The organism is Pseudoxanthomonas sp. LjRoot206 (genome assembly GCF_056175725.1).
The window spans coordinates 162605-176616 of record NZ_JBGFFI010000006.1 but is presented as its reverse complement, the minus strand read 5'-3'; the positions used below and the strand labels follow the sequence as shown (position 1 = coordinate 176616).

The 14012-nt window shown below is 63.1% G+C and carries 13 protein-coding genes and 1 pseudogene; 12 read left to right on the top strand and 2 right to left on the bottom strand.

Features of this window, described 5'->3' with window-relative positions:
- Position 1 precedes the first annotated feature (1 nt).
- Positions 2 to 955: pseudogene (locus tag AC04MD_RS18415) on the bottom strand (site-specific integrase); the annotation flags it as partial.
- 84 nt (positions 956 to 1039) lie between these two features.
- On the opposite strand from AC04MD_RS18415, the gene AC04MD_RS18410 reads away from it, so the two are divergent.
- The 7 genes from AC04MD_RS18410 (at position 1040) to AC04MD_RS18380 (ending at position 7989) form a co-directional block, all read left to right on the top strand.
- Positions 1040 to 1978: a chromate resistance protein ChrB domain-containing protein gene (locus AC04MD_RS18410; RefSeq protein ID WP_031269114.1), complete on the top strand. Its 939-nt coding sequence runs from the start codon at positions 1040 to 1042 to the stop codon at positions 1976 to 1978.
- A 217-nt stretch (positions 1979 to 2195) separates the two neighbouring features.
- Positions 2196 to 2828: a superoxide dismutase gene (locus tag AC04MD_RS18405; protein ID WP_100322981.1), complete on the top strand. Its 633-nt coding sequence runs from the start codon at positions 2196 to 2198 to the stop codon at positions 2826 to 2828.
- 90 nt (positions 2829 to 2918) lie between these two features.
- On the top strand, positions 2919 to 3836 hold the full coding sequence (locus tag AC04MD_RS18400; RefSeq protein WP_021201845.1) for a DUF1259 domain-containing protein: 918 nt from the start codon (positions 2919 to 2921) through the stop codon (positions 3834 to 3836).
- Positions 3837 to 3878: 42 nt separating this feature from the next.
- On the top strand, positions 3879 to 5141 hold the full coding sequence (gene chrA, locus AC04MD_RS18395; protein ID WP_080241902.1) for a chromate efflux transporter: 1263 nt from the start codon (positions 3879 to 3881) through the stop codon (positions 5139 to 5141).
- A gap of 100 nt (positions 5142 to 5241) precedes the next feature.
- Entirely contained in the window at positions 5242 to 5637 is a 396-nt protein-coding gene (locus AC04MD_RS18390; RefSeq protein ID WP_021201847.1) for an EF-hand domain-containing protein, read from the top strand.
- Between the two features lie 364 nt (positions 5638 to 6001).
- The gene (locus AC04MD_RS18385; protein ID WP_021201848.1) at positions 6002 to 6373 is read left to right on the top strand and encodes a hypothetical protein; all 372 of its coding nucleotides are present in this window, start codon (positions 6002 to 6004) and stop codon (positions 6371 to 6373) included.
- A gap of 563 nt (positions 6374 to 6936) precedes the next feature.
- Positions 6937 to 7989 carry a DNA-binding protein gene (locus tag AC04MD_RS18380; RefSeq protein WP_054668669.1) on the top strand — a complete coding sequence of 351 codons (1053 nt, stop codon included), beginning with the start codon at positions 6937 to 6939 and terminating at the stop codon, positions 7987 to 7989.
- 20 nt (positions 7990 to 8009) lie between these two features.
- On the opposite strand, the gene AC04MD_RS18375 is transcribed toward AC04MD_RS18380, so the two are convergent.
- Complete coding sequence (locus tag AC04MD_RS18375) at positions 8010 to 8765, bottom strand: hypothetical protein (RefSeq protein ID WP_475498673.1); 756 nt, start codon at positions 8763 to 8765, stop codon at positions 8010 to 8012.
- A 120-nt stretch (positions 8766 to 8885) separates the two neighbouring features.
- Here AC04MD_RS18375 and AC04MD_RS18370 point away from each other — a divergent pair, with 120 nt between their 5' ends.
- The 5 genes from AC04MD_RS18370 to AC04MD_RS18350 all read left to right on the top strand — a co-directional run bounded on the left by AC04MD_RS18370 (position 8886) and on the right by AC04MD_RS18350 (position 13943).
- Positions 8886 to 9236, top strand: coding sequence for a helix-turn-helix domain-containing protein (locus tag AC04MD_RS18370; protein WP_046934799.1), 351 nt, complete (start codon positions 8886 to 8888; stop codon positions 9234 to 9236).
- A gap of 176 nt (positions 9237 to 9412) precedes the next feature.
- Positions 9413 to 9832 carry a transcriptional regulator CopL gene (copL, locus tag AC04MD_RS18365; protein ID WP_046934798.1) on the top strand — a complete coding sequence of 140 codons (420 nt, stop codon included), beginning with the start codon at positions 9413 to 9415 and terminating at the stop codon, positions 9830 to 9832.
- A 113-nt stretch (positions 9833 to 9945) separates the two neighbouring features.
- Entirely contained in the window at positions 9946 to 11814 is a 1869-nt protein-coding gene (locus tag AC04MD_RS18360; protein ID WP_046934797.1) for a copper resistance system multicopper oxidase, read from the top strand.
- Positions 11811 to 13082 (top strand): copper resistance protein B, encoded by a 1272-nt coding sequence (locus AC04MD_RS18355; RefSeq protein WP_046934796.1) that lies wholly within the window; start codon positions 11811 to 11813, stop codon positions 13080 to 13082. The genes AC04MD_RS18360 and AC04MD_RS18355 overlap by 4 nt, the downstream gene beginning before the upstream one ends.
- Positions 13083 to 13094: 12 nt before the next feature.
- On the top strand, positions 13095 to 13943 hold the full coding sequence (locus AC04MD_RS18350) for a c-type cytochrome (protein ID WP_228903386.1): 849 nt from the start codon (positions 13095 to 13097) through the stop codon (positions 13941 to 13943).
- Positions 13944 to 14012: the final 69 nt, after the last annotated feature.

Here is a 14012-nt window from a genome sequence, read left to right as displayed (position 1 = left end):
TAGGCCCAAGCAGCGTTGGCGTTCCCGGCAAGCTCGCTTCGATCCGCTGGCGGGCGAACGGATCGCCGCCATCGATGTAGCGCATCGCCGAGTGCACATCGCGCCAGCCGACGTATTCCATCAATGCCTTCACGTCCCAGCCGTTGGCATTGGCCCAGCCGGCGAAGCCGCGGCGCAACGAGTGGCTGCTGTACTCGTCGGCATCAGGCAGCCCAGCGCACGTCAGCAACCGGCGCAGCAGCGGAATCAGGCTGTTGGGGTGTAGCGCCTCGTCCGCAACGTGGCCCCAGCGATCAACAGCACGGAACAGTGGCCCCTCGGTCAGCCCGGCGGCGTCGATCCACTCCCACGTGGTCGTCACGGGGCACAGCCGCGACAGCGCCGGCACCTTGTACGTGTTGCCCTGTGCCTGCCGGTCGCCCTTGCTGCGCGGGAGAAAACAGGTCATCCCCTCACCGGTGACCAGGCGCAGGTGCTCGACCTGCACCCGGATCAACTCGTCGCCACGGAAGCCGCGCCAGAAGCCCAGAAGGATCAGCGAGCGATCGCGGCGATGACGCAGTTCGTCCGCATGATCGCCGCGCTCGCGTGCGGCGGCGATCGCGGCGCCAAGCCAATCGTCCACCTGTGCCAGTCGGGTCAGTTGCAGCGGCTCGGCCTGCTTTTCTACCGACGGATGCAGGGTCTGTATGCCTTTGAGCACCTTGCGCACCAGCGGAGCCCGGGTCGGATCGACAAAGCCGTGTTCGTGGTGCCAGCCTGCCAGGGCCGCAAGCCGGTGCCGAAGCGTGTTGGTGGAAAGTTCGCCCGCGTGATCAGCCAGATAGCGGGCCACGCTGTCCGGCGTGGCCGGCAGGTGCCCGCCCCATTCGACCTCGAAATGTCGCAGTGCCGAAGCATAGCTGCGCTGCGTGTTTTCGCGGTTGGCGGCCTCCAGATAGCGCTCCACTGTCATCTGCGACCTCCGCCGACGGCACGCGCGATTGCCTTGCTTAATTTTGACGTAGTAATTACATCATTCATGTAGGATACTCTACCAATGAATTGGCTCATCATGGTTCTTTCCTTGCCCACCGAGAATGCCACGGTGCGCCAGCGGGCTTGGCGCTCGCTCAAGGCGGCGGGTGCTGCGGCCCTGCGGGACGGTGTTTACGTGCTGCCAGCGGCGGCGGAGCACCGTGCCGTGCTCGAAGCGGTGGCGGTCGATGTGACCGGGGGTGGCGGTGCTACCCATCTGCTGACCGCCCAGGCCACCGACGAGGCGCCCTACGTAGCCCTGTTCGACCGCAGCCGGGACTACACCGAGCTGCTGGCCGATGCCACGCGGCTTCGTGAAAGCCTGCCCGACACTACGCCGTCAGAGGCGTTGAAGCACTCGCGCAAGTTGCGCAGGACCTTCGAGTCGATCACTGCGATCGACTTCTTCCCGGGCGAAGCGCGGCGGCAGGTCGAGGACACGCTGGCCGAGCTGGAAATGGCCTGTGCCCGCCTGCAGGCGCCAGACGAGCCGCGCTTTGTGGCCGGTACGATCCAGCGGCTGCGCACCGCCGATTACCAAGGCCGCCTGTGGGCCACGCGGCGACGTCCGTGGGTGGATCGGCTGGCCAGCGCTTGGTTGATCCGCCGCTTCATCGATCCCGAGGCCCGCATTCTGTGGCTCACCCACCCGGCTGACTGTCCGCCGGAGGCGTTGGGCTTCGACTTCGACGGCGCCACCTTCAGCCACGTCGCCCACCGCGTCACCTTCGAGGTGCTCGCCGCCAGCTTCGGCCTGGAACAAGGCCCGATCGCACGCGTGGGCCTGCTGGTGCATTACCTCGACGTGGGCGGCGCACCGCCGCCGGAAGCGTCGGGCGTGGAAAGCGTTCTGGCGGGATTGCGCGACACCGTGGCCGATGACGACCAGTTGCTGGAACGCGCCTGCGCCGTGTTCGACGGGCTGCTGGCCAGTTTCCGCAGCAACGGGAGCACCGCGTGAATCGCCTCCCACTCAATCGAAGCGCGCTCGCGATGCAGCAATGCGCGCACTGCATGGGCCGCACCTTTCTCCTCAAGCTCCGGTGATCACCGAGATGACCATGACTTCACCAATCGACACGCAACGCCGCCACGTTCTGAGCCTGGCCGCTGCGGCCCCCCTCGCGCTGGGAGCCGCCAAGGCCGCCCATGCCGTTCCGACTTCGGAGACCACCGCCATGTCCACCTCCACACTTGCACCCGTCAGCACCCCCACGCTCAAGCCGCTGCCGTTCGACCCGTCCAAACTGAAAGGATTGTCCGAACGCCTGATCCGCTCGCATTGGGAGAACAACTACGGCGGCTCGGTCAAGGCGCTGGCCGTGACGAAGAAGCACCTTGCCGAGGCGCTCGCCGCACCGGACATGCCGCCGTACCTCTACAACGAACTCAAGCGGGAGCACCTGCTGCGCACCGGCTCGGTGGTGCTGCACGAGTACTACTTCGACAACCTGGGCGGCAGCGGCCAGGCCGATGCCGGCAGTCGCAAGGCCCTGGCCGAAGCCTTCGGCAGCTTCGATGCATGGGAAACCGAATTCCGCCGGATGGGCACCGGGCTGGGCGGCGGCTCGGGCTGGGTGGTACTCGGCTTCAACACCCACACCCGCCAGCTCGAGAACTACTGGATGGCCGATCACGCTCACGGCCCGGCGGCCACGCTGCCCATCCTGGTGATGGACATGTACGAGCACTCCTACCAGATGGACTACGGCGCCGCGGCCGCCAAGTACGTGGATGCGTTCTTCCAGAACATCCAATGGGACACCGTGGCGCAGCGACTGGAGGCTTGCTGCAGGCCTTCCGCTGCCTGACCCCAAGTTCGCCCGTCAGATTGAGACGCTGTCGTCGCGAGCGCAAGTGCCCCTTCATCTTTTTTGTCGATGTAAATGTAAGGAGTAGTCATGAACGCCATCGCTCATCGTGCCCTGCGGGCCCTCACGCTGTCGCTGCTTTGGGGCTGGGCCAGCGTTCACGCGGCCGAGATCGACTCCGCCCGGATTGGCGAGGCCAGCGGCGCAGTCGCGAAGGTGCAACCGGACGGGGTGGTTCGCATCGGGTGGAGCCGCGACGACGTGGCGGTGACCGTGGACGGCATGCGGCTGCCGCCGCCCGCAGGGCTCGGCTCGTGGGCCGCGTTCATGCCGGCGGACGAGAACGCGATGCTGATGGGTGACACCGTCGTCTTCGAGGATGAGGTCGATGCGGCGATGGACGCAGCGTTCAAGGCCGGCCTCGATGTGACCGGGCTCCACAACCATTTCTTCTTCGATTCTCCGAAGGTGTACTTCATGCACATCGGCGGTCACGGCGATCCGGTGCGATTGGCCGGCAGCGTCAAAGAGGTGTGGGACGCCATCAAGGCCGTGCGCGCGCAGCGCCCGCAGCCGGCCACTGGCTTCGGCGGTCCCGTGCCCACACCGGGAAAGATTGATGCCGCTGCCATCTCCAAGGCCATCGGGCATCCACCGGAAATCACTGGCGACGTGGTGAAGGTGACGATCGGCCGGGAGGGACGCATGCACGGCCGGCCGGTAGGCGGATCGATGGGCCTGACGACCTGGGCGGCCTTCACCGGGTCGGATCGGCTTGCTGCCGTCACCGGCGACGTGATCATGACCGCCGACGAAGTCCAGCCGGTGCTGCGTGCACTGCGCCAGGCAGACTTCCACGTCGTGGCGCTGCACAACCACATGGTGGGCGAGCAGCCGGCGTTCTATTTCGTCCACTTCTGGGGCAAGGGGCCTGCGGCCGGGCTGGCCCAAGGGTTTCGCCGTGTGCTGGATGCCCAAAGTGCCCAAGTCAAATCCGCGGCGCGGTGATCCGATGCACGACCTGACGCAAACAACGACCACGGGAGCCCCATGAGCACAGTCACCAACCCTGTGGCCGCGAGCGAGACCAACGACGCGCCCACCTACGTGGTACCGCAAGAACCGTGGCTGCGGCTGTTCCTGCGGTTCCTACGCTTCGGCGCATTAGCCTGGGGTGGCCCGGTCGCCCAGATCGGCATGATCCGGCATGAATTGGTGGAGCAAGAGCGCTGGATCAGCAGCGCCCAGTTCAACCGGGTGCTGGCCGTCTATCAGATCCTGCCGGGCCCAGAGGCGCACGAGTTGTGCGTGTATTTCGGGATGCTGTCGCGCGGCCGCTGGGGCGGTGTGCTGGCGGGCTTGGGCTTCATGCTCCCGGGGTTCGTGCTGATGTTCGCGCTATCGTGGGCGTACGTGCGCTTCGGGTTGAAGGCCGACGGCGTGCTGGCCATCTTCGCGGCGGTCCAGGTGGCGGTGGCGGCGCTGATCGTGCGCGCCGTGTTTCGCATCGGCGGCCACGTCGTCACCGATCGCTGGCTCTGGGCGATCGCGATCCTGGCGACAGGTGCGCAGTTGGCCGGTGTGCACTTCGCGCTGATCCTCGCTGTGGGCGGGATCATCTACCTGATGGCACGCCACCGCCTCGGCATCGCCGCGCTGGGCGTGATCGGAGTGGCGGCCGCCGGGACCGTCGTGTTCGCAGTGCGCAACGGCGGCCTGGCCGGACTAGACGCGCTGAGTCATGTGGGCGCAGAGAGCACCGCCGTCGTGCAGGCGACGGTACCGCTGCTGCTGCTGTTCTGGTCCGGGTTGAAGGCCGGCCTGTTGACGTTCGGTGGCGCCTATACCGTCATTCCATTCCTGCAGCGCGATGCCGTAACCCAGGGCGCGTGGATGAGCAATGCGCAGTTCCTTGACGGCCTGGCTTTGTCGGGATTGCTGCCGGCGCCGCTGATCATCTTTTCGACCTTCGTGGGCTACCTCGGCGGCGGGCCGTGGGGCGCAGTGGTGATGACCGTGGGCATCTTCCTGCCGGCCTTCGCCTTCACGCTTTTGGGTCACGATGCCTTGGAACGCATAGTGCATCAGCCACGCGTGCGGCTTTTTTTGGAGGGCGTGACCGCAGGCGTGGTCGGCCTGATTGCGGGAACGACGCTGGCCCTTCTGCGCGTAAGCCTGACGGGCCTGGAGGCTCTGATCCTATTTGCGATCGTCCTGAGCATCTTATTCGCCAGCAAGGCGCGGCTGGTGATTCCGGCGGTGATTGCAGGCGCCGCACTGTGGGGCTGGGTGTCGCAGGCACTTGGCCACTGAACCGGTTGCGTTGGGCGACGAAACAGCGCCTGGTCATCATCACGCCGGCGACTGCCGGAACCGAGGTATATCCGCACACGCACTTTCTGGAGAAGCTGCAATGAAAATTGACCAAAAGCCTACGTTTCTGCTCCTCGCACTTGTTCTGCTCGTGTCCACTCCGGAGGTCCGCTCCAGCAGTTTGCAGGATGAAGGAACGGTGTCGCGGCCAGCGAATTCAGCTCCTACGACGTGCATTGAACTGGCCGCCTGGGGCGATGCAGCCGACTTCAGTTCGCGCGGAGTCGGCATGCTGAAGCAACGTTGCGACCTGGAAGATATCCGAGCTAAGTTCGCCGACTTGGACTCCAACCGCGATGGGTACCTCAGGCCGGAGGAATTGCCTATGGAACACTCGCTGAGCCAGCACTTCGCAGGCGTGGATTTCAATGGTGACGAGCGGCTCTCGCTGGCGGAAGTCGCGGAGCACGACGCAGAGACGAATCCAGTCGAGTGAGTGCGGTGCTGTAAGCGGTGGACGCCCCTTCGTGAAAAGCTCTCACGTGAAGTAACGCACGGAGCCGCGGCGTCGCGAATTGGCGTTGCGAACGCGCATGTCGGTGATCTGGAATCAGCGCCGGCGCAGGTTGCTTCGGACGCGAAGACCGCTGTCACAATCAAGTACGTACGCTAACGTCGAGATCGCCATGTCGCAACGAAAAGGCCCATCGAACTTGGGATCGCGCGTCAAGCTGTCGATCCTTCCGGCCGGGCGCGGTGACCATCATCCCGCATGTTGCATGATGAGCCGGGACATCCATGCACGCCGAACTCCGCAAATGTGGGAAGAGGCAGTCGCTTCACTCGAAAGGAGGCGGTGAATGAAGGTGATCGTCGCGTCTGGATGGCTCATGGCCTCCATGCTTCCCGGCATCGTCCTTGCCGAGGACGCAGGTTGGCGTACTGTCCAAGGCAAGGATCTGCAGTCACTTTTCTCCGATCATGAGCTTAGCGACGGCGTGCATTACACCAATCAGTTCCGTCGCGACGGATCGGTCATCGGCGTGGATATGGGCGAAAGGTTCAATGGCACATGGAAGGTCAAGGGCCCTTGCCTGTGCTACGCATGGGTACGTCCCGCCGGCCAGAACGAGTGCTTCGGAGTCAAGCGACGAGGCAACGAAGTCCGGATGTTCCAGAACGGCATTGAAATCTTTTCGGGCACTGTGACACGCATTCGTTCCCCACTGTGAAGATCAACAGGCGCGAAAGAGGATGGCCGCGTGGCGACTTCAAGAGGGTTCGACTGCAGGAAGTTCATGCACTGAACGCAACTGGCGCGCGACATAGCGAAGATACCACCCGTGACGGTTTCGGGTTCGAGCAATGCCGCAATCGGCGCAAAAGCCATGGCCTATCCGCGGGGTCATCGCCATTCCGCTTAGTCCGAGCCAACCCTGGTAGCCCCTGTGCGGGGCCCACGAGACGATAACCGCGCCGGAGAAGTAGGGCGCCTTCCATGCGAACCCGCCGTCTCCTAAAGCCGCAATGCCGTCCAACTGCAGGCGAGGGGAAACGCGTGTGCGTTCTCTCGGGCCGCTTGAGGTCCCACGCTCTCGCGCCATGTGCAGCCGCACCTCGAAATCGGTATTTCGTACCGAATTTCCCTCCGTCCCACTCGAATAAAATGATCAGGCGGGATAATTCAACATTATCCCGCCTGAGCAAAGCCGCCGCCGAACGGCCGCCTGCACTCTTTATTAGTATGTAATTACATGGTATGTAATACATTACGAAATAATTGGAGAACAGCATCATGGCGCGCGCAGGACTCTACAAAGGGGATGTCCAGAAAGCGCGTGACGCGCTGCTGGCCCAAGGCAAGAAGCCTTCCGTGGACGCGGTTCGGGTGGCTCTGGGCAACACGGGCTCCAAGACCACGATCCATCGCTACTTGCGTGAACTGGAAGAGGAGGAGGGCGGCGGTCCGTCACGTGCGGTGGCCGTGAGTGAGGCCTTGCAAGACTTGGTCGCGCGCCTGGCTGCGCGACTTCAAGAGGAGGCAGAAGCGATCCTCACCAGGGAGCGAGAACGCCATGGGGCCGAACTCCAGCGTCAGCAACAAGCGCTTTCCACCGCCCAACAGGAAGCCGCTGCCCTGGGCAGTCAGCTGCAGCGCACTGAGACCAGCTTGACGCAAGAGCAAGCCGCTCACGCCCTACTTCAGCAGAATCTGCGCGACAAGGTCGCGGAAATCGCCCAGTTGAATGAGCGCATCGCCGGCATGACGGTGCGGCTGGCTGATTACGAGGCGCATACGCGTTCTCTGGAGGACAAGCATGCCCACGCCCGGGAAGCGCTCGAGCACTACCGCGCTTCAACCAAAGAGCAGCGCGAGCAAGAGCTTCGCCGTCACGAGCATCAGATCCAAGAGCTGCAAGTAGCCTTACGTCAGGCCAATGAAGCCTTGGGCGCGAAGAATCAGGAGCTGTTGGTGCTTAACCGCGACAATGGCCAATGGCTGGAGCGCCATGGGCGGATTGAGCGTGAGCTTGTCCAGTTGAGGCAGGTCCACGAAGGCCAACACAGCGAGATCGTGGCGTTGCGCCAGACCGCAACGGACCACATGGCACTGCAGGAGCGCTGGAAGACTGACGTCAAGGCCTTGGATGCCCTGCGCAGCGAGCTAGCTCAAGTCCAAGACACCCTTGCGCAGGAGCGTGAGCGCCGCCAGAGCGCTGAAGCCGATGCGTTGCGTGCCAACGCGCGTCTTGAAGCGCTGGAGCCCCTGCTGAATCAACTGACGCCGGCACAAAATACGGTGAAGAGAACCCGGCGCAGCAGTACGCAGGGTGGGGGAGCGGACTAACGAGGCTACTCGTTTGCCTGCTAGCGGCCGGGATAGCGCTCCCCAGTCCAGTACGCCCATTCCATAGGTACGACCCAGTCTACGAACAGCTTGGCTACTGAGGACTCCGGTGCCAGATGGTAGGGCTTGAACATGCCTTGCTGGGGCGAACTGGTCATCAGGTAGCGCAAGCGCTTCTTGACCTCTTGAAAGATGGCCTCGCGCACATGGGCGCTGTCGTGCACGCCAAGACGCATTGCCACCGACGCGCCTTGGCGTACCGCCCAGCAACAATAGCGCCACTGCGCGATCGGCAGACCCCGCGGTCCGGATTGAAACACGAACCCCACATCACGTGCCCAGCCTGGGTCGAAGTGATGTTTGAGCAATTGCTGCTCTAGAAACTGCTCGGTCTCCCAGAGTGCAAGTTCATCCCACAGCTCTAGTTTTGCGTCCGCCAGTTCTACATCGTGTGCCATATCACCGAGTTGGTCTTCCAGCACCGGGAGCAGGTGCCTGCGCTCGTGGGTAGACCAGGCGAAAGCCCATTGCAGATCTTCGATGGGCGTGACCTCGGCATCGGGTCGGATCTGCCATCGATCCGCTGGCCAGGGAACTTGGATCAGGGCCAAGTCTCGCAAGGCGTCCAGCACCAGCAAGGTGGAGCGGCGTGTGGGCGCCACCGGTATGCGTCGTAGCTGCGCGGCCAGCAGCGCGGCAAGGAAAAGGGTGCCACGAAGCCCCAACGCCTCGATGCTGGCGACCCCAGATGGCGTCATTGACGAGGTTCCGGGCATGCGGGTTCCGGGGGTGAGGGAGCGGCGTGGCTCCTGGCGATGGCAGCGCTACCGGGGTCGCCGGTTGCCTCAAAGCTAAGAATATCTTAGTATGCAAGGCAGGGTACATCCGCCATCCTTATGGGGTCTCCATGGGGTGCGCGCGTGACTTTGTCAGTCGACTCAACACCGACCTTCGCTCGACGCCTCAAACAAGCCCGCCTGCACACGGGCTTGTCGCAGAAGGAGTTGGGCATCCGGGCCGGTCTGGATCCTCACGTGGCCAGCCCCCGAATCAACCAGTACGAGCGTGGCAAGCACGAGCCGAAGCTGGAGACCGCTGAGCGGTTGGCTCAAGCGTTGGGGATCCCCGCCGCGTTGCTGTACACCGATGATGATCTGCTGGCCAAGTTGCTCCTACGCTGGGGCTCGCTCAGCAAGCAGCAGAAGCGCGAGCTGGTGAAGCTGATCGAGAGCACATCCGAGAAGTAGGCCGTACGGTCGCTCGCTTTATGGGCAGCACTTCGCTTCAACCCGGCCCTTTGGAGCGCCCCCGGATGGAACACCAGTGGGCGCGGCTAGCGCGACTAACGGGGCGCGGCATCTCAGGCCTGCCTGAGATTTTGTTCACGACCGATACACGCGCGCCTTGTCTAAAGTGATTTACCATGTCGCCCGTGTCAGCCTCCTCACTTCTACTGCGACTGATCCTGATCGCCATGCTCGTGCTTAACGGGGCGTGGTCGGCGTTTGCGTCGGTCAGTATGAATCCGGTGATGGAAGAGCAGGCCAGCGAAGTCGCTGCCGCGGTGCAAGTCGACGAAGACTGCGTCGCCCATCACAGTGCTGAGCATCATCCCGATGCCACATCGATTGAAAAGGCTGGCACTGGGCACGGCGATCATGCCGGCCCCGACTGTTGCAAGTCGTCTGCGTGCCGGTGCGCCTGCGTGCACGCGTGCGCGAGCGCATTGCCTGCGCGCCTGCATGTTTCGGTACAACTGGCCTTGGGCCTGGATGTCATGCCGCTGCCCTTGGGGCATCCGGCGCCTGCCTTGCCTCATCTGATCCGACCACCGATCGGCTAAGCGTCCCTAGGCGCCGCAATGGCGCCGTTGGTGTGGCTTGCATGCCTGTATAGGCCAGCCACCCGCTCTGTACCACCGCCTGCCGGTGGCAACACGACGCTTGGAGCATTTACATGTCGCATGATGATTTTCGTGGTCCACATGGTGGACCGCTGCTGCCTTCGCGGCGGCGATTTGTCCAAGGCTTGGCCTTGGGAGGCGCAGTCGCAGGATTGGGGTTCTGGCCCAAAGCCAGTTGGGCGCTCAAGGGCCCCGGACAAGCCAACGTATTGTCGGGCACCGAGTTTGACCTGACCATCGGCGAGACGCCGATGAACTTCACCGGCAAGACCCGCACCGCGATCACGGTCAACGGGTCCGTTCCGGCGCCGTTGCTGCGGTGGCGGGAAGGCACCACGGTCAACCTGCGTGTCTCCAATGCATTGCCGGCCAACTCCCTCCATGGCACGGATACTTCCATCCATTGGCACGGCATCATTCTGCCGGCCAACATGGACGGCGTGCCGGGCCTGAGCTTTGACGGCATCGGACGTGGTGAGACCTACCACTATAGGTTCACCCTGCATCAGGGCGGAACCTACTGGTACCACAGCCACTCAGGTTTCCAGGAACAAGCTGGGCTTTATGGACCGATCGTGATCGATCCACTGGAGCCAGAGCCTTTCAGCTTCGATCGCGACTACGTCGTGATGCTGAGCGATTGGACAGACCTGGACCCGACGGCCCTGTTCGATCGTTTGAAGAAGATGCCGGGCCATGACAACTACTACAAGCGCACGGTCGGCGATTTCGCGCGCGATGTGAAGCGCAATGGTCTGTCGGCCACGTTGGAAGATCGCAAGATGTGGGGCGTGATGCGAATGACGCCCACGGATCTGTCCGACGTCAACGCCAACACCTACACCTACCTGATGAACGGCACGACCTCTCTGGGCAACTGGACCGGGTTGTTCCGCAGTGGCGAGAAGGTGCGTCTGCGTTTCATCAATGGCTCTGCCATGACGTACTTCGATGTGCGTATTCCGGGGTTGAAGATGACCGTGGTCGCGGCGGATGGCTTGTACGTCCATCCGGTTTCGGTCGACGAGTTCCGCATTGCAGTAGCAGAAACCTTCGATGTGATCGTGGAGCCCTCCGGGCAGGACGCATTCACCATCTTTGCCCAGGACTCCGGTCGCACCGGCTACGTCAGCGGCACGCTCGCCGTGCGCGAAGGACTACGCGCGCCTCTTCCGTCTGTGGATCCCCGGCCGCTGCTGACGATGGCAGACATGGGCATGGATCATGGATCGATGGATATGTCTGGCGGCAGCAAGGGCATGGAAGGCGGCTGTGGTGCAGCCATGGGCATGCCCGGCATGACCCCACCTGCCAGCGGCAATGAGGCCTCGGCCCATGCGGGTCACGCGATGCCCGCCGCCGGCGATGGTGCCATGGCCGGCATGCAGCATGGGGGCATGCAATCACACCCTGCCAGCGAGACCAACAATCCCCTGTTGGACAACCAAGCCATGAGCGTGACTTCGCGCTTGGACGATCCGGGCAATGGCCTGCGCGATAACGGCCGTCATGTACTGACGTATTCCATGCTCAAGAGCACCTTTGAAGACCCTGACGGACGCGACCCCGGTCGCGAGATCGAGCTGCATCTGACCGGACACATGGAGAAATTCTCCTGGGGTTTCAATGGTCAGAAGTTTTCCGATGTCGAGCCGCTACGGCTGAACTACGGCGAGCGCATGCGCATCGTATTGGTCAACGACACGATGATGACCCACCCGATCCATTTGCACGGCATGTGGAGCGATGTGGAAGACGATAGCGGCAACTTCATGGTGCGCAAGCACACGGTGGACATGCCGCCAGGCAGCCGACGTACGTATCGCGTGCGTGCCGATGCGTTGGGCAGCTGGGCGTTCCATTGCCACCTGCTCTATCACATGGAAGCCGGAATGATGCGCACGGTGAGGGTCGACGAATGAACATCAATAGACGCAATACCACCCTGACTGCGCTGACCCTGGCTATCTCGCTGGCCCTGGCCAATGCGGCCAGCGCCCAATCCATGCAGCACGGCTCCATGCCGATGGAGCAGGGCGCGCAGACCCAGGCTCAGGATCACTCTGCACATCAGGCGCCGACATCAAAGCCTGCGCCAGCCCCCAAACCTACAACACCGGCCAAGACCAGCGAAGCGACTATCGATCATGCGGCGATGGGCCATGCCGCGCCGCCGGCTCAAGCAGCCGAGCCTGCCATGCAGGGCATGGACCACTCGCAGATGGGGCACAGCTCGCCCGCGAGTACACCTGCAGCGCCCAAAGCGCAGACGCAGCCGATGCAGGGCATGGATCACAGTCAGATGGCACAGCCCGCTGCGTCCGACGCCTCCAGCACGTCCACGCCTGCGATGCAGGGGATGGACCATTCGCAGATGGGCCACGGTTCGCCCGCATCCGCTACGCCAGAAGCTGGCATGCAATCGATGGAGGGCATGGACCACAGTCAGATGGGACATGGGCCTGTCGCACCAACGCAGCCGCGCACCCCGATTCCTGCGGTGACCGAGGCTGATCGTCAGGCGGCCATCGCGCCCGCACACGCGCATCCGGTGCATGACAATTCGATCAAGAGCTACGTACTGCTCAATCGCCTGGAAGCCTGGGATGCCGATCCGGGCACAGGGCTGGGTTGGGAGGGTCAGGGTTGGATCGGTACGGACCTCAATCGCGTCTGGTTCCGCAGTGAAGGCGAACGCACAGATGGTCAGACCGAGTCGGCTGATCTGGAAGTGCTCTACGGCCGCAGTATCTCCACGTGGTGGGATGTGGTAGCCGGTGTGCGCCATGACTTCAAGCCGGGGGCTTCGCAGAACTTCGCCGCTATCGGCGTACAGGGCTTGGCACCGATGAAGTTCGAAGTATCCGCCACAGCCTATCTCGGCGAAGGCGGCCAGACTGCTGCCAATGTCGAGGCCGAGTACGAACTGCTGCTGACCAATCGGCTGATCCTGCAGCCGCTGGTGGAGGTCACGGCGTATGGCAAGAACGATCCATTGCGCGGAATAGGTTCGGGTCTGAGTACCGCTGAGGCGGGCCTGCGACTTCGTTATGAGTTCACCCGAAAGTTCGCTCCCTACATCGGCGTGGTGTACGAGCGTGCGTTTGGCAATACCGCAGACATGCGACGCGAGCATGGCGAGTCTTTTGAAGACACGCGCTTGGTCATCGGCCTTCGTACCTGGTTCTAAGGGGAACTGACAATGAAATCCAACAAGAAGATGTGGGTATGGCTCGGCGCCGGCGTGGCATTGGTTGCGGTGGTCGCAACCGCCGCGGTCTCTCTGGGCGTGTACAACGTGGCCGCTGATGATCCGCATAGTCGCCCGGTGTATGCGCTACTTGAAACGGCGCGTGAGCGTTCCATTGAGGTGCGCGCCGCCAAGCTTCAGGTACCCACGAACCTGGATGATCCTGAGCGTATCCGCCAGGGTGCGGGCAACTACAACGCTATGTGTGTGACCTGTCATCTTTCGCCAGATGCGGCGGCCACCGAGATGAGCAAGGGTCTGTACCCCGCGCCACCAAACCTAAGCAAGCACCCGGTGGGTCCAGCTGAGGCGTTCTGGGTGATCAAGCACGGCATCAAGGCCAGCGGCATGCCTGCGTGGGGCGGCAGCATGGACGATGAGTTCATCTGGAACATGTCGGCCTTCCTGCAGAAGCTGCCCAAGCTGGACAAGGCCGGCTACCAGGCGTTGGTAGCCAGCAGTGATGGCCATTCACACGGTGGCGGTGAGACCGGCGGGCACTCGCATGGCGAGGAAGCGGGTGCAGATCACCATGGCGGCGGTGATAGCGAAGAGATGGGTGATGGCCATGGCCATGGCCAGGGGCATGAAGCAGGTGGCATGGGCATGGACATGAGCAAGCCTAAGGAAGGCACCACGCATGTGCATGCCGACGGCAAGACGCACGTGCATGCGGCCGAGCCGGCAAAGCAACCTGCGCAGGCCAAGTCCGAGGGCGAGCACGATCAGCACGGCTCCATGCCAGCCAAACCAGCCGAGCCAGCTCCCAAGGCCGATGACGGCCACGATCACCAGCATTGATCCCTTCATGGAGCTGCCCCGGCTCCACGCCCGAGCGCCTCGGCGCTCGGGCATCTCTTAAGGAAGCAT

What these genes read in the sequence shown, in the direction of transcription:
- AC04MD_RS18410 (WP_031269114.1), top strand. Translation starts at nt 1,040, where the DNA reads ATGAATTGGCTCATCATGGTTCTTTCCTTGCCCACCGAGAATGCCACG.
- AC04MD_RS18405 (WP_100322981.1), top strand. Translation starts at nt 2,196, where the DNA reads ATGTCCACCTCCACACTTGCACCCGTCAGCACCCCCACGCTCAAGCCG.
- AC04MD_RS18400 (WP_021201845.1), top strand. Translation starts at nt 2,919, where the DNA reads ATGAACGCCATCGCTCATCGTGCCCTGCGGGCCCTCACGCTGTCGCTG.
- chrA (WP_080241902.1), top strand. Translation starts at nt 3,879, where the DNA reads ATGAGCACAGTCACCAACCCTGTGGCCGCGAGCGAGACCAACGACGCG.
- AC04MD_RS18390 (WP_021201847.1), top strand. Translation starts at nt 5,242, where the DNA reads ATGAAAATTGACCAAAAGCCTACGTTTCTGCTCCTCGCACTTGTTCTG.
- AC04MD_RS18385 (WP_021201848.1), top strand. Translation starts at nt 6,002, where the DNA reads ATGAAGGTGATCGTCGCGTCTGGATGGCTCATGGCCTCCATGCTTCCC.
- AC04MD_RS18380 (WP_054668669.1), top strand. Translation starts at nt 6,937, where the DNA reads ATGGCGCGCGCAGGACTCTACAAAGGGGATGTCCAGAAAGCGCGTGAC.
- AC04MD_RS18375 (WP_475498673.1), bottom strand. Translation starts at nt 8,765, where the DNA reads ATGCCCGGAACCTCGTCAATGACGCCATCTGGGGTCGCCAGCATCGAG.
- AC04MD_RS18370 (WP_046934799.1), top strand. Translation starts at nt 8,886, where the DNA reads ATGGGGTCTCCATGGGGTGCGCGCGTGACTTTGTCAGTCGACTCAACA.
- copL (WP_046934798.1), top strand. Translation starts at nt 9,413, where the DNA reads ATGTCGCCCGTGTCAGCCTCCTCACTTCTACTGCGACTGATCCTGATC.
- AC04MD_RS18360 (WP_046934797.1), top strand. Translation starts at nt 9,946, where the DNA reads ATGTCGCATGATGATTTTCGTGGTCCACATGGTGGACCGCTGCTGCCT.
- AC04MD_RS18355 (WP_046934796.1), top strand. Translation starts at nt 11,811, where the DNA reads ATGAACATCAATAGACGCAATACCACCCTGACTGCGCTGACCCTGGCT.
- AC04MD_RS18350 (WP_228903386.1), top strand. Translation starts at nt 13,095, where the DNA reads ATGAAATCCAACAAGAAGATGTGGGTATGGCTCGGCGCCGGCGTGGCA.